Annotated in this window: 13 protein-coding genes; 6 read left to right on the forward strand and 7 right to left on the reverse strand. The window is 66.3% G+C overall.

What is annotated here, in order from left to right:
* Positions 1 to 178: 178 nt before the first annotated feature.
* Entirely contained in the window at positions 179 to 2,002 is a 1,824-nt protein-coding gene (gene aspS, locus C8J45_RS06220) for an aspartate--tRNA ligase (RefSeq protein ID WP_181321127.1), read from the reverse strand.
* 91 nt (positions 2,003 to 2,093) lie between these two features.
* Between aspS and rnd the strand changes: the two genes are divergently transcribed.
* Positions 2,094 to 3,269: a ribonuclease D gene (gene rnd / locus C8J45_RS06225; protein WP_056048878.1), complete on the forward strand. Its 1,176-nt coding sequence runs from the start codon at positions 2,094 to 2,096 to the stop codon at positions 3,267 to 3,269.
* The gene (locus tag C8J45_RS06230) at positions 3,266 to 3,562 is read left to right on the forward strand and encodes an I78 family peptidase inhibitor (protein WP_107962420.1); all 297 of its coding nucleotides are present in this window, start codon (positions 3,266 to 3,268) and stop codon (positions 3,560 to 3,562) included. Before rnd ends, C8J45_RS06230 begins: the two co-directional genes overlap by 4 nt.
* 31 nt (positions 3,563 to 3,593) lie before the next feature.
* Here C8J45_RS06230 and C8J45_RS06235 read toward each other — a convergent pair whose 3' ends face one another.
* Genes C8J45_RS06235 through C8J45_RS06250 form a run of 4 tightly spaced genes read right to left on the reverse strand, consistent with a single transcriptional unit; the run spans position 3,594 to position 9,250 of the window.
* On the reverse strand, positions 3,594 to 5,105 hold the full coding sequence (locus tag C8J45_RS06235; protein ID WP_107962421.1) for a Ppx/GppA family phosphatase: 1,512 nt from the start codon (positions 5,103 to 5,105) through the stop codon (positions 3,594 to 3,596).
* On the reverse strand, positions 5,102 to 7,267 hold the full coding sequence (locus C8J45_RS06240) for an RNA degradosome polyphosphate kinase (RefSeq protein WP_056481892.1): 2,166 nt from the start codon (positions 7,265 to 7,267) through the stop codon (positions 5,102 to 5,104). Before C8J45_RS06240 ends, C8J45_RS06235 begins: the two co-directional genes overlap by 4 nt.
* Before the next feature lie 16 nt (positions 7,268 to 7,283).
* Positions 7,284 to 7,928 carry a DnaA ATPase domain-containing protein gene (locus tag C8J45_RS06245; RefSeq protein ID WP_056050416.1) on the reverse strand — a complete coding sequence of 215 codons (645 nt, stop codon included), beginning with the start codon at positions 7,926 to 7,928 and terminating at the stop codon, positions 7,284 to 7,286.
* Between the two features lie 11 nt (positions 7,929 to 7,939).
* Positions 7,940 to 9,250, reverse strand: coding sequence for a heavy-metal-associated domain-containing protein (locus tag C8J45_RS06250; protein ID WP_374956425.1), 1,311 nt, complete (start codon positions 9,248 to 9,250; stop codon positions 7,940 to 7,942).
* On the opposite strand from C8J45_RS06250, the gene purM reads away from it, so the two are divergent.
* Genes purM through C8J45_RS06270 form a run of 4 tightly spaced genes read left to right on the forward strand, consistent with a single transcriptional unit; the run spans position 9,249 to position 11,893 of the window.
* Positions 9,249 to 10,364, forward strand: a complete 1,116-nt coding sequence (gene purM, locus C8J45_RS06255; protein ID WP_107962621.1) for a phosphoribosylformylglycinamidine cyclo-ligase — start codon at positions 9,249 to 9,251, stop codon at positions 10,362 to 10,364. The two genes, C8J45_RS06250 and purM, sit on opposite strands and share 2 nt — an antisense overlap.
* A complete protein-coding gene (gene purN / locus C8J45_RS06260) occupies positions 10,357 to 10,929 on the forward strand; it encodes a phosphoribosylglycinamide formyltransferase (RefSeq protein ID WP_107962423.1) in 573 nt (190 codons plus the stop codon). Before purM ends, purN begins: the two co-directional genes overlap by 8 nt.
* Positions 10,926 to 11,291: an MmcQ/YjbR family DNA-binding protein gene (locus C8J45_RS06265; RefSeq protein ID WP_107962424.1), complete on the forward strand. Its 366-nt coding sequence runs from the start codon at positions 10,926 to 10,928 to the stop codon at positions 11,289 to 11,291. Before purN ends, C8J45_RS06265 begins: the two co-directional genes overlap by 4 nt.
* Positions 11,288 to 11,893, forward strand: coding sequence for a hypothetical protein (locus tag C8J45_RS06270; protein WP_107962425.1), 606 nt, complete (start codon positions 11,288 to 11,290; stop codon positions 11,891 to 11,893). Before C8J45_RS06265 ends, C8J45_RS06270 begins: the two co-directional genes overlap by 4 nt.
* Positions 11,894 to 12,057: 164 nt before the next feature.
* On the opposite strand, the gene C8J45_RS06275 is transcribed toward C8J45_RS06270, so the two are convergent.
* Both C8J45_RS06275 and ndk read right to left on the reverse strand, forming a co-directional pair.
* Positions 12,058 to 12,576: a GNAT family N-acetyltransferase gene (locus tag C8J45_RS06275; RefSeq protein WP_107962426.1), complete on the reverse strand. Its 519-nt coding sequence runs from the start codon at positions 12,574 to 12,576 to the stop codon at positions 12,058 to 12,060.
* Entirely contained in the window at positions 12,576 to 12,998 is a 423-nt protein-coding gene (gene ndk / locus C8J45_RS06280) for a nucleoside-diphosphate kinase (protein WP_031393391.1), read from the reverse strand. Before ndk ends, C8J45_RS06275 begins: the two co-directional genes overlap by 1 nt.
* Positions 12,999 to 13,058: the final 60 nt, after the last annotated feature.

Genomic DNA, 13,058 nt, shown 5'->3' on the forward strand with positions numbered 1-13,058 from the left:
GGGGGTTGAGGAAGCGTGGGACGTCTTTCCCTCGCCCCTTCGGGGAGAGGGAGGGGGCCGTCCACGCTTGCGGGTGGGAGGGTGAGGGGCAGTTGGCGCGCACCAACCGCCCCTCACCCTCCCGTCGCCAAGCGGCTCCTCCTTCCCTCTCCCCGTAGGGGCGAGGGACAGAGAGACGTTACCCAGCGCTCGGCGCGAACACCTTCGTCGCGTCCTTCGGACCATCCACGGTCAACCGGATGTTGAGTTCCTTCAACTGCTTGGCGCTGACCGGGCTCGGGGCGCCCATCATCAGGTCCTCGGCCTTCTGGTTCATCGGGAACAGCACGACCTCGCGGATGTTCGGCTCGCCCGCGAGCAGCATCACCATCCGGTCGATCCCCGGCGCCGAGCCGCCATGCGGCGGTGCGCCGACCTTGAACGCGTTGATCATGCCCGCGAAGTTCGTGTCGACGTCGGCCTGCGTATAGCCGGCGATCTCGAACGCCTTGTACATGATCTCCGGACGGTGGTTCCGGATCGCGCCCGACGACAGCTCGACGCCGTTGCAGACGATATCGTACTGATAGGCGAGGATATCGAGCGGATCCTTGTTCTCCAGCGCCTCCATCTCGCCCTGCGGCATCGAGAATGGGTTGTGGCTGAAATCGACCTTCTTCGCGTCCTCGTCATATTCGAACATCGGGAAGTCGACGATCCAGCAGAACTCGAACCGGTTCTCGTCGATCAGGCCGAGGTCGGCGCCGATCCGCGCCCGGGCAGCACCCGCGAGCTTCGAGGCGGGCAGTTCCTTGCCGGCGGCGAAGAAGATGCCGTCGTTCGGGCCGAGGCCCATCTCGGCGATCAGCTTCCGCGTCGCTTCCTCGCCGTGGTTCTTGGCGATCGGGCCGCCAAGTTCACCGTTCTTCTGCGTGATGTAGCCGAGCCCGGCATGCCCTTCGGCACGCGCCCAGTCGTTCATGTCGGTGAAGAACTTGCGGCTCTTGTCCGCGGTGTTCGGTGCGGGGATCGCCCGGACCACGTCACCGCCCGCGACGATGCCCGCGAACAGGCCGAAGCCCGAATCGACGAAGTGATGGCCGACGTCGTGGATCAGGATCGGGTTGCGCAAGTCGGGCTTGTCGCTGCCATACTTCAGCATCGATTCGCGGTAGGGGATACGCTTGAACGGGAGGGCCGAGACCTGGCGTCCCTTGCCCTGCCAGTCGGCAAACTCCTCGAACACGCCGTGCAGGACGGGCTCGATCGCCGCGAACACGTCGTCCTGCGTGACGAAGCTCATCTCGAAATCGAGCTGGTAGAACTCGCCCGGCGAGCGATCGGCGCGGGCGTCTTCATCACGGAAGCACGGCGCGATCTGGAAATAGCGGTCGAAGCCAGCGACCATCAGCAGCTGCTTGAACATCTGCGGCGCCTGGGGGAGCGCGTAGAACTTGCCTGGATGGACGCGGCTCGGCACGAGGTAATCGCGCGCGCCTTCAGGTGAAGATGCAGTCAGGATCGGCGTCTGGAATTCGGTGAACCCTTGCGAATTCATCCGGTTGCGCAGCGACGTGATCACCTGGCTACGGAGCATGATGTTCGCGTGCAACCGCTCGCGACGCAGATCGAGATAGCGATAGCGGAGACGGATATCCTCGGGATACTCGGCCTCGCCCGCGACCGGCATCGGCAGCTCGCCGGCCATCGACTGGACGGTGGCAGCAGTCGCGCGGATTTCGATCCCGCCAGTCGGCAGGTTCGGGTTCACGGCTTCCGGCGCACGTGCGGTCACCTTGCCGGTAATCGTGACGACGCTCTCGCTCTTCAGGCCCTCGATGACCTTGAAGACCGGGCCCGACACGTCGGTGACGATCTGCGTGATGCCGTAGTGATCGCGCAGATCGATGAAGACGAGGTCGCCGTGATCGCGCTTCTTGTGGACCCAGCCGGAAACGCGGACCTTTTCCCCGACCTGTTCGGGACGGAGGGCGGCGCAATTGTGGGTGCGATAGGCGTGCATGATGGGTCTTCTCGGACGATAAACAGGTGGTCCGCGCTTCCCTTCCCTTCCGGGCTTTGTCAACCCGAACGAGGCTCGCTATGGACGGGCGATGCATATCCACCCGCTTATCTCCGACAGTGCCACGCTCGCCAATCTGTGCGCGCGCATGGCCGACGCCGACTATGTGTGCGTCGACACCGAATTCATGCGCGAGAGCACCTATTACCCGGAGCTCTGCCTGATCCAGATCGCCGACGACAAGGAAGCCGCAGCGATCGACCCGATGGCGCCAGGGATAGACCTCAAGCCGCTGCTCGACCTGCTGGTCGAGAATCACGACGTTCTGAAGGTCGTCCATGCTGGCGGGCAGGACATCGAAATCGTCTACAACCTCACCGGCAAGACGCCCTTCCCACTGTTCGACACGCAGGTGGCGGCGATGGCGCTCGGACAGGGCGAGCAGATCGGCTATTCGAACCTGGTCGACAGCTGGCTCGGCATCGCGGTCGACAAGGGCGCGCGGTTCACCGATTGGGCGCGCCGGCCGCTTGATGCGCGGCAGATCGAATATGCGATCGGCGACGTCACGCATCTGTCGAAGATCTTCCCGAAGATGCTGGAGCGGTTGCGGAAAACCGGACGCGGCGTTTGGCTCGATCAGGAGATGGAGCGGCTCGGCGATACCGCCAATTATGCGAACGATCCCGATCTGGCTTGGAAGCGCGTGCGAATTTCGGGGCGCAAGCCTGATGTACTGGGGCGGTTGAAGGCACTCGCGCGGTGGCGTGAGTTGGAGGCGCAGGCAAAGGACCTGCCGCGCGGCCGGATCGTCAAGGACGAGACGCTGGGCGACATGGCGGGGCATCCGCCCAAGAAGCAGGCGGACCTTGCACGGGTGCGTGGGCTTTCGGCGACCTGGGCCGGCAACGACATCGGTGGCCGCCTGATGGCGGCGATCGAGGGCGCGCAGCCGCTCGGCGACGACGAACTGCCGCCGCGCGACGATCGCAAGCCGGGGCTTGGCAAGGAGGGCTCGCTCGTCGCGGATCTCCTCAAGCTGCTGCTGAAGATCCGCTCGCGAGACATTGACGTCGCATCGAAATTGCTTGCACGCACCGATGAACTCGAGGCTCTGGCGGCTGGCGTTCGCACCGGGCTGCCGATGCTCGAAGGCTGGCGGTTCGATCAGTTCGGCCGCGACGCGCTCGATCTGGTCGAGGGGCGGCTGGCGTTTGCGGTCATCGGCGGGAAGCTCAAGATGACGCGTACGGAGGATGCCGCATGAGGATCGTTCTGGTCGCAGCCTTGTTGGCCTCAACGGCGTGTACGCCGGTCGAGATGCGCGGCGAAACGCCTGTTGCTCCGCCGGCTGCGGCGGCCTGCAATGCCGACTCGCTGGGAGACCTGGTCGGCAAGCGGGCAAGCGATGCTCGGGCCGACGTGATGCAGACTCGGTCGGGCGCGCGCACGCTTCGGTGGATCGCTCCCAATACCGCGGTGACAATGGATTTCCGGGCTGACCGGCTGAATGTGTACGTCGATTCGAAGGGTCGGATTGAGCGTCTTACCTGCGCCTGATCGCTTAAGTCCTTCCCTACGAGGGAAGGACTTAAGCGATAGCGAGCAAGGGTTTGCGGCCTAAAGCGGTCGCCAGAGCGGTATGGCGACGTTCTACCGCCTCGCCGTATAGGCCGCGATCGTCCGGACGCAGCGTCAGCGTGAGCGATACGCCGTCGTCGGCGAGACGCGAGCGCTTCAATGGCCCGGCTAGGCCCCCGCTCATCCTCTGGCCTAGCCTCATCGCCATGCCCCAGACCGTAGCACTCTTCAGCGCGGCCGGGGTCGCCAGCCGCCCTACGGGGTCTGCCGCCGCCAGATCGCCGCCTAGGCTCGTGTAGAGCGCCTGCGCCAGCATCCCGCGACCCGGTGCGTCGATCGCGACCCAGTTGCCGTGCAACGCGACCTCGACGCCGCGTTCGGCGCGGAACTCGGGGTTGGCGCGCCAACCTACGTCGGCGAGCAGGCACGCGGTGTGCCGGATGCGGGCCATCGCGAGTGGCTCGGTGGTGAACAGCGGTGCGATCCAGCGGGCGAGGAGATCGCCATGCTCGGGGAAGCGGCCGAGCAGGCGTCCCTCCTCGCGTGCGGCGACGATCAACGGATCGAGCGTTCGGTCTGCGGGTTTCAGGTCTTCGTAGAGAAGGCCTTCGCGCAGGCCATAGGCGGACACGATCGTCGTCCGGCTGCCGAGCTGTCGCATCAGCACACCGAGCAATGCCGCAGCATCGGCGAGCGTTGCCGTGCGGCCCGACGACAGCCCAGGAATCGCCTTAAGGCGCGGCTTGGACAGTTGCGGGATCGTCCGGCTGAGCCGCGTGATAGTCGCCGCGGTCATCGAATATTGGTGGATGATGGGCAGCGGGTAGTCCGACAGTTCCATGTCGAGCCGTGCCAGCGCGCGCCACGATCCGCCGACCAGATATAGCGGAAGCCCCTGCCCCTTCGCGGTCCAGCCCGCCTCACGCACCAGGCGCGCCACGTAGCGGGCGAGGACCTTGCCGCGCTTGGCCCGGATCGGGCCGATGCGGAGAACGCCGAGCGGGAACGAGACGCGGTCCTCGATCTTGCCGCGGCGGACGCGGACGAGTTCGAGACTGCCGCCGCCGAGATCGCCAACGATGCCATCTGCTTCGGGGATGGCGGACAAGACACCGTAGCCAGCCGCGCTGGCTTCCTGCTCGCCCGACAGCGTTTCGACGGTAAGGCCGAGCTGTTCAGCCGCGGCTATGAGTTCGCCGCCGTTCTTCGCATCGCGTACCGCCGCGGTCGCGACCGTGCGAAGCGTCGAGCATTCCATTTCTTTCGCCACCGCCGCGAACCGTGCCAGCGCGACGCGTGCCGTCTTCAGCGCGGATTTCTCGATCGCGCCGGTGGCGGCGAGCCCGCGCCCGAGCCCCGCCAGGACCTTCTCGTTGAACCGGATCGCGGGGAGCCGCGGCGGCCCTTGATACACCACCAGACGGATCGAGTTCGAGCCGATATCGATGATCCCGGTGCGCGGGTGATCGTCAGTCTCGGCCTTGGATGGGGAATTGCCGAACAGGATATTGGTGACGCTCATCGTTTTCGACGGAGCGACAGCGTCGGCACGGCATTGCTGGTCGCGAGCGAGGCGCCGCGACCGGAGAGCGAAGGATTCGTCATGAAATACCGATGCAGGTTGAACGGGCGGTCGCCGGGATCGACGCGGCTATATTCGCCGTCGGGGCCTAGCTCCCAACTCTGCTCGTTGTCGATCAGGTTCGCGACCATCACCTGATCGAGGATCTGGTCGTGGACGGTCGGATTGAGGATCGGCAGCATGTACTCGACGCGGCGGTCGAAATTCCGCGGCATCCAGTCGGCCGACGAGATGAACAGCTTGGCGCCGTCATTGGGCAGTGCCTTGCCGTTGCCGAACGCCCAGATACGGCTGTGTTCGAGGAACCGGCCGATCACCGACTTCACCCGGATCGTCTCGGACAGGCCGGGTACCCCGGGGCGCAGGCAGCAGATCCCGCGGATGATGAGGTCGATCTCGACCCCCGCACCGCTCGCCTCGTACAGCTTCTCGATCACCGCAGGGTCGACCAGCGAGTTCATCTTCGCCCAGACGCCGGCGGGCTTGCCGGCGCGCGCGTTGGCGATCTCGACGTCGATCAGGTTCATCAAGTTCTGGCGGAGATCGCGCGGGCTAAGGCTGACGCGCGCCATGTCGGTCGGTTCGACATACCCGGTGATGTAGTTGAACATCTGCGCTGCATCGCGTCCGACCGCGGCGTCCGCCGTGAAGAAGCTGAGGTCGGTGTAGATCTTGGCGGTGACCGGGTGATAATTGCCCGTGCCGAAGTGGCAGTAGGTGCGGAATGCCTGACCCTCGCGGCGGACGACCAGCGAAACCTTGGCGTGCGTCTTCCAATCGATGAAGCCGTATACGACCTGCACGCCCGCGCGCTCCAGCGCGGAGGCCCAGACCATGTTCTGCTCTTCGTCGAACCGTGCCTTCAGCTCGACGACCGCGGTGACGGACTTGCCCGCCTCGGCCGCGGTGATCAGTGCGTTGATGACCGCAGGCTGCTTGCCGGCGCGGTAGAGCGTCTGCTTGATCGCCACCACGTCGGGATCGTTCGCCGCCTGCTTGAGGAAGGCGAGCACCACTTCGAACGTCTCGTACGGGTGGTGGACGACGATGTCCTTGGCCTTGATCGCCGCAAAGCAATCGCCACCGAATTCGCGGATCCGCTCGGGGAAGCGTGGCGTGAAGGGCGGGAACTTCAGGTCTGGGCGATCTTCGTCGACCAGCCCGTCGAGATCGACGATGCCGAGCAGGTTGCCGCTCTCGGTGATGATCGCGTCCGCACCGCCCAGCTCGTCCTTGAGGACTGCGGCGAGCACGTCGGGAATGCCGGTTTCGAGTTCCAGGCGGATCACGCGGCCACGGCGACGACGCTTGATCGCGTTGGCGAAGTAGCGGACGAGGTCCTCGGCCTCTTCCTCGATCTCCATGTCGCTGTCTCGCAGGACGCGGAAGCTGGCAGCGGCGAGGACTTCGTAGCCGGGGAAGAGGACCGGCGCGAACCGCTTCAGGATTGATTCGATCGAGATGTAGCGCGCGGGCTCACCCGGAAGGCGGACGAAGCGCGTCATCGTGTGCGGGAGCATGACCAGCTCGCGGACCGGCTCGTTGTCCGAGCGGCGGACGAGGTCGAAGATGACCGACAAGCCGCGGTTGGGGATGAACGGGAACGGATGTGCGGGGTCGAGCGCCTGCGGGGTCAGGATCGGGAAGATCTGATCGCGGAAATGCGTTTCGAGCCACTCGTCGGCCTCGCCCTCGACCGCCTCGCGCCGGAGGACGAACAGCCCGGCCTCGTCGAGCAGCACGCGCAGGTCGCCCCATACCGCCTGCTGGCTGGCCATCAGTTCGTCCGCCTCGCGGACGATCGCGGTCAGCTGCTGGCCCGCGGTGAGGCCGTCGGCGGACCGTCGATCGACGTCCTGCGTCTGCTGCCCCTTCAAGCCGGCGACGCGGACCATGAAGAACTCGTCTAGGTTGGACCCCGAGATCGACAGGAACCGAAGCCGCTCAAGCAGCGGATGCGCCGGGTTGCACGCCTCCTCCAGCACACGGCGGTTGAACGCGAGCCAGGAGAGCTCACGGTTGAAAAACCGGTCGTTCGGCTCTGCGCCGATGGGATCGTCGTCGTCTTCCGATTGGCGGACGATATGGGCTGGACGGTTCATCGGGCCTCTTGGGGGCTTATGGTGGCGTGAAGAGCGGAAGGTCGAGAGCGAGTTGCGGCCGAAGGATCAGCCCGGCCTCGGTGAGTGTGGTTCGTGCAAGAGGAATGGACAAGCGCTTGCGACGTTCCATCGCCTCCTGATCGAGCGCATCGACGGTTCGCGTTACGGTAATATGACTGCGCTCGATTCTGGTCGCGAGCCAGTCGATCAGATCGGGCCGTGCATCGAGGCTGCGGCGCTCGAACAAATGCGCGAGCAACAGCCGCATGAGCTCGTCGTCGGGCGCGCCGATCGCCGCGATCGGGCTGGCGGCGAGGCGCGAGCGGAGGTCGGGGAGCTTCACCTTCCATTCGGGCGGCGCAGCGTCGGCGACGATCAGCAGCGGTCTGTGCTCCTCCTGCGCGCGGTTCCAGGCGTGGAACAGCTGCGCCTCGGGCACGCGCTCGGCATCGTCGATGATCGTGCCGCCGCTCTTCGCCGCGAAGATCCGCGCGAGCAGGCTGCGGCCCGATTTGCGCGGGCCGGTGAGGATGGCGGTCATGACGGGCCAAGTGGCCGTATGCTCCAGCGTATGGACGGCGCGCGAGTTGGAGGGGGTAACGAGGAAGGCGTCGTCGCGAGGGTCCGCCGGCCACCCGAGTGGCAGCGCAATTTGAGTCATCTTGGTCGCGCTCACCCTGTCGTCGCATTGTCCGCGGGCAAGTCCGGCGGAAGAAGTTGGGCGACCCGGCGGATCCGGATCGTCTGGCCGAAGCCGAATACCTGGTAGCCGCGGGCTTCGAGCGCGGTCTTCAGCGCGGCGGGGTCGCCATCGTACGCGACGCGCATCAGCGAGACGCCGCCGAGCGCGAGACTGGTAGTCGCGGCGGAACGAACGCCGGGAATCGCGCGGAGTGCGGCTTCGGTCGAGGAGACGTTTACTGCCGCGGGCGTGTCGAACTGGACGATGATCGAGATGCCGGCGCCACCCGTCAGGGCGGCGGTGTTGGCGTCCGCGGTCTCGTCGGTTGGCAGGTCGTCGATCACCGCGGCTTCGGGCGGCGGCGGTGGCGAGAGGCTGTAGTCGACGCGGAGCGAGCCGTTACGACGTGCCTGCTGATACAGGTCGTCGATCCGCTTCACGCCGGTGTCGAGTAGCTGCGCGATGCCGTCGGGCGTCCCGACCCGCAGCGTGAAGCTGCCGATCAGGTCGTTGTCGGGGCCGTGGCGCGCTTCGAACACGCCGATCACCGGGCCGCCGGGCCATTGGCGATAGAGCTTCACGACCGGGGTGAGCACGTCACTCGCGCCATATTGGTCGAGGATCGTCCGCCACCAGCCGCGGCCGGGGCGCTGCGTCTGGCCGACGTTGAGCAGGAGCGCATCGGGGCCGGAGCCGGACGGGCGGACATAGTCGATGCTGCTGTTGCCGGTGCGATAGCGCGCCCAGGCCTGCTGCCACTGCGTGCTCTGCTCGAACGCCTGGCCGACGCCGCCCGAATATTGGACGGGGATGACGAGCATCGGCTGCGAACGATCGGCATAGGTCGAGATGCCGAGGATCGATCCGGCGCGGCCGCGATCGAACAGCACGCCGAGCTTGGCGATGTAGCGCTGCGGGCCGATCTGTTCGTTCTCGACGACGATGCCGGAGACCAGCGAATCGAGCGTGCCATCGGAGACGAGACCGCCTCCGCCACCGAGCCGGTTCGACAATTGGACCCAGGCTTTGCGCTGTGCGAGCCGCCAGCCGCCATAGCGCGCGGCGTCGGCGGTCTTGCCCGCGACGTCGACGGTGACGCCACTCACCTCGTATGCGCTGCCGCTGTCGACCGGGGCTGCGCCTCGGCTACCGCCTTCGATCTGCGCGAGCACTGTGCCGCCGCTCAATAGCAGGGCAGCGCCGGCGAGGGCGGCAGGAAGGGCTTTGATACGCGTCACGCGGGCCTTTTGGCGAAGCAGACGTGGAAATCCAAGCGCGATGTGGCTAGCAGCACCGATCATGACCGATACGCCAGACTCCGCCGCTCCCGCTTCGGGCCCCTACACCTACGCTCAGGCCGGCGTTTCGATCGCCGCGGGCAATGCGCTGGTGCGGGCTATCGCCCCGCTCGCGCGCTCGACGCGTAGGCCGGGGGCGGATGCCGATCTTGGTGGCTTTGGCGGGATGTTCGACCTCAAGGCGGCAGGGTTCGTCGATCCTTTGCTGGTCGCGGCAAACGACGGCGTCGGGACCAAGCTGAAGCTGGCGATCGAGTGGGACCGTCATGAAGGCGTCGGCGTCGACCTCGTCGCGATGTGCGTCAACGACTTGATCGTGCAGGGCGCCGAGCCGCTGTTCTTCCTCGATTATTACGCGAGCGGGAAGCTCGATGCGGCGGTCGCCGAGCGCGTCGTCGCCTCGATTGCGGAAGGGTGCAAGACCGCGGGCTGCGCGCTGATCGGTGGCGAGACTGCCGAGATGCCGGGCATGTATGCGGATGGCGACTACGACCTCGCGGGGTTCTGCGTCGGCGCGGTCGAGCGGACCAACGTGCTGACCGGGCGCAAGATCGCGGCGGGCGACGTGATGCTCGGGCTCGCGTCGTCGGGCGTGCATTCGAACGGGTTCTCGCTGGTTCGCCGGCTGGCGAACGATCGCGGCTGGAAGCTCGATCGCCCGGCGCTGTTCGACCAGGACAAGTTGCTGATCGATCATTTGATGGCGCCGACTCGCATCTACGTCGCCAGCCTGCTGCCGTTGCTGCGCGAGCGGCGAATCAAGGGACTGGCGCACATAACCGGCGGCGGCCTGCTCGAGAACATTCCGCGTGTGCTCCCCGAGGGCGTGCATGCGGTGGTCGATGCGGATGCGTGGGAGCAGTCGCGGTTGATGGCGTTCCTGCAGGCGCAGGGCGCGATCGAGCCGGAGGAGATGGCGCGGACGTTCAACTGCGGGATCGGCATGGTCGTGATCGTCGGCGCCGACGAGGCCGAGGCGGTGACCGCGGCGCTGGAGGCGGCGGACGAAACGGCGTTCACGATCGGGCGGATCGAGACCGGGTCGCATGGCTGTACGGTCCGCGGGTCGGCCGGCACGTGGAGTGCGCGCGAGGACTGGACCGCGACGCATGGCTGACAAGACGCGCGTCGGCGTGCTGATTTCCGGGCGCGGATCGAACATGATGGCGCTCATCGGCGCATCGCGTGCGGCGGACTGTCCGTATGAGGTAGCCTTGGTCGCGTCGGACAAGCCGGACGCGGCCGGGCTGGACTGGGCGCGGTCCGAGGGTGTGGCGACGTTCGCGCTTTCGCCCAAGGGGTTGGGCAAGCCTGCGTACGAGGCAGCTATCGATGCAGCGTTGCGCGAGGCTGGCGTCGAGGTCGTTGCGCTGGCCGGCTATATGCGGCTGCTGTCGGACGGGTTCGTCGCGGCGTGGCGGGATCGGATCGTCAACATCCATCCGTCGCTGCTGCCCAAGTACAAGGGCCTCGACACGCACGCGCGGGCGATCGCGGCAGGCGATGCGGTCGGCGGATGTTCGGTGCATGTCGTAACCGAGGAGCTCGATGGCGGTGTCGTGCTGGGTCAGGCCGAGGTGCCGATCCTTCCCGGCGACGATGCGGACGCGCTTGCGGATCGCGTGCTGGTGGCGGAACATGCTTTGTACCCGAAAACCTTGGCGGAGTTCGTGACGCGATGACCGATCTGTCCCCCCTCGACCGCGTTCGTGCGGCGGCGCTTGCCTTGCCCGAGACCGAGGAGAAGGTGTCGCATTGCCAGCCGACTTTCTTCGTGGCCGAGAGGCAGTTCGCGCAGTTCCGGGCGGATCATCACGGCGATGGATTGACCATGGTGTGCGTGAAGACCAGCGGCACCGATGAACAGGAGACGCTCGTCGAGGCGAACCCAGCCGTGTATTCGCGGCCGGCGTATCTTGGCGCGACTGGTTGGGTCGGGATGAATGTTGCCGACGATCCCGACTGGGCGCTGGTCGAGGATCGGATCGCGCGGAGCTGGGAACTGGCGGCTCCTGCCCGTTTGCTGGAAGCCGGCGGGCGATGAGTACCGAGACTCCGACCGAACGCCGCGAGGCTGCAGCCACGCGGCGGCGCTGGGTGACGCTAGCCGAGGTCGTCGCGGTCGCGGGCGTGCTCATTGCCGCGCTGACGCTGTGGACCAACTGGTCAGATCACCGCGCGAACGAGGCGGACAAGATCGCCGCGCAGTCGAGTGCCGCGCGCGAGCGGTCGCGGATCGATCTGTCGGCGATCGTGCAGGATGGCGGCAGCACGCTGTTGCTGAAGGATGCGCGGCATGACCTTCAGGACGTGACGATCACGTTCCCGCGCGCGCTGGGCATATCGCCGCAGCGGCCGCCGGCCGAGCCGATCATTGACGCATCCTGGGTCTCGGCGCCGATGCTGAAGCTGACCGACGGCGGCTCGGACGATCGCGCGGGGCGGCTGCCGGTGCTGGTCAGTGTGCAGTATTTCGATGGGGACACTACGCGGTCGGCGAGCGGGATCTACGATGTGATCTGGAAGACGCATGGCCGCCGGATACTGGGTCGCTCGTTCAAGCTTGAGGGACTGCGAGTTCGCCAGCTTGGCGGCGATCAGGCGCGACTCGATGCGATCTGGGCGAAAGAGAAGCCGGCGACGTAAGTCGCGTACCGCTAAACGGCACCACCCCGGCGGAGGCCGGGGTCCAATTGGGGAACGTTGCTAACGGACGGCAGCGTTCCGTTACTGCGACCTTTCCAATTGGGCCCCGGCCTTCGCCGGGGTGGTAGTGGTGCTGTGCAGTGCGGAGCTTTCGCCGGGAAGACTCAGACCGCCTTGGCATAGACCGGGTCGTCGTGGAGGGTGGTGCCGACCGTGAACTGGCGGGTGCCGATCACCTTGAAGCCTTGGCGTTCGTAGAAGGCTCGGGCGCGGGTGTTTTGGTCCCATACGCCTAGCAGGACTCGGGTCCGGCCTGCCGCAGTGGCGTCTTCTAGGGCGCTAGCCATCAGGGCGGCGCCTAGGCCTGAGCCTTGGGCTTGTTTCAGCAGATAGATGCGGCGGAGTTCGATGTCCGCGGGGCCGGGTTCGATCGGGAAATCGGGTGCCGTGAGCACCGTGTAGCCGATCGGCGCGTGGCCTGGCTCGTGCTCGGCGAGCGTGACGATCGTCGCGGGATCGGCCAGCCACGTCTCGAACGTGGCGATGCTGTTCTTCGTCGTGCAGTGGGCGACGATATCCGCCCCCGTCAGCACGGTCGCATAGGTATCGAGAAACGTGGCGGATGCGACGAGCGATAGCGCGGGCGCGTCGCCCGGCTCGGCCCGTCGCAGCCGCCAGGTCATCAGCCGACGATTTCTTCGGGCTTGAAGAAATAGGCGATCTCGATCTCGGCGTTCTCGTCCGAATCCGACCCGTGGACCGAGTTGGCTTCGATCGACTCGGCGAGTTCCTTGCGGATCGTGCCGGGCTCTGCGTTGGCGGGGTTGGTGGCGCCCATGATGTCGCGGTTGCGCTGCATCGCGTTCTCGCCTTCGAGAACCTGGACGACGACCGGGCCGGAGATCATGAACGAGACGAGCTCACCGAAGAACGGACGCTCCTTGTGGACCGCGTAGAAGCCTTCGGCCTGCTCGCGGGTCATCTGGATGCGCTTCGAGGCGACGACGCGCAGGCCGGCTTCCTCGAGCATCTTGGTGACCGCACCGGTCAGGTTGCGGCGGGTTGCGTCGGGCTTGATGATCGAAAAGGTACGGTTCGCGGCCATGATGGTCACGGGCTCCTGTGTTGACGGTAGTTGGATGCGCGGCGCTTAGGCGGGGGACGG

Origin of the sequence: Sphingomonas sp. PP-CE-3G-477, from assembly GCF_003050745.1 — a bacterium.
Taxonomy (GTDB): Bacteria; Pseudomonadota; Alphaproteobacteria; order Sphingomonadales; family Sphingomonadaceae; genus Sphingomonas.

What these genes read in the sequence shown, in the direction of transcription:
- C8J45_RS06265 (WP_107962424.1), top strand. Translation starts at nt 10,926, where the DNA reads ATGACCGATCTGTCCCCCCTCGACCGCGTTCGTGCGGCGGCGCTTGCC.
- C8J45_RS06230 (WP_107962420.1), top strand. Translation starts at nt 3,266, where the DNA reads ATGAGGATCGTTCTGGTCGCAGCCTTGTTGGCCTCAACGGCGTGTACG.
- purM (WP_107962621.1), top strand. Translation starts at nt 9,249, where the DNA reads ATGACCGATACGCCAGACTCCGCCGCTCCCGCTTCGGGCCCCTACACC.
- C8J45_RS06250 (WP_374956425.1), bottom strand. Translation starts at nt 9,250, where the DNA reads ATGATCGGTGCTGCTAGCCACATCGCGCTTGGATTTCCACGTCTGCTT.
- C8J45_RS06275 (WP_107962426.1), bottom strand. Translation starts at nt 12,576, where the DNA reads ATGACCTGGCGGCTGCGACGGGCCGAGCCGGGCGACGCGCCCGCGCTA.
- C8J45_RS06235 (WP_107962421.1), bottom strand. Translation starts at nt 5,105, where the DNA reads ATGAGCGTCACCAATATCCTGTTCGGCAATTCCCCATCCAAGGCCGAG.
- rnd (WP_056048878.1), top strand. Translation starts at nt 2,094, where the DNA reads ATGCATATCCACCCGCTTATCTCCGACAGTGCCACGCTCGCCAATCTG.
- ndk (WP_031393391.1), bottom strand. Translation starts at nt 12,998, where the DNA reads ATGGCCGCGAACCGTACCTTTTCGATCATCAAGCCCGACGCAACCCGC.
- purN (WP_107962423.1), top strand. Translation starts at nt 10,357, where the DNA reads ATGGCTGACAAGACGCGCGTCGGCGTGCTGATTTCCGGGCGCGGATCG.
- C8J45_RS06270 (WP_107962425.1), top strand. Translation starts at nt 11,288, where the DNA reads ATGAGTACCGAGACTCCGACCGAACGCCGCGAGGCTGCAGCCACGCGG.
- C8J45_RS06240 (WP_056481892.1), bottom strand. Translation starts at nt 7,267, where the DNA reads ATGAACCGTCCAGCCCATATCGTCCGCCAATCGGAAGACGACGACGAT.
- C8J45_RS06245 (WP_056050416.1), bottom strand. Translation starts at nt 7,928, where the DNA reads ATGACTCAAATTGCGCTGCCACTCGGGTGGCCGGCGGACCCTCGCGAC.
- aspS (WP_181321127.1), bottom strand. Translation starts at nt 2,002, where the DNA reads ATGCACGCCTATCGCACCCACAATTGCGCCGCCCTCCGTCCCGAACAG.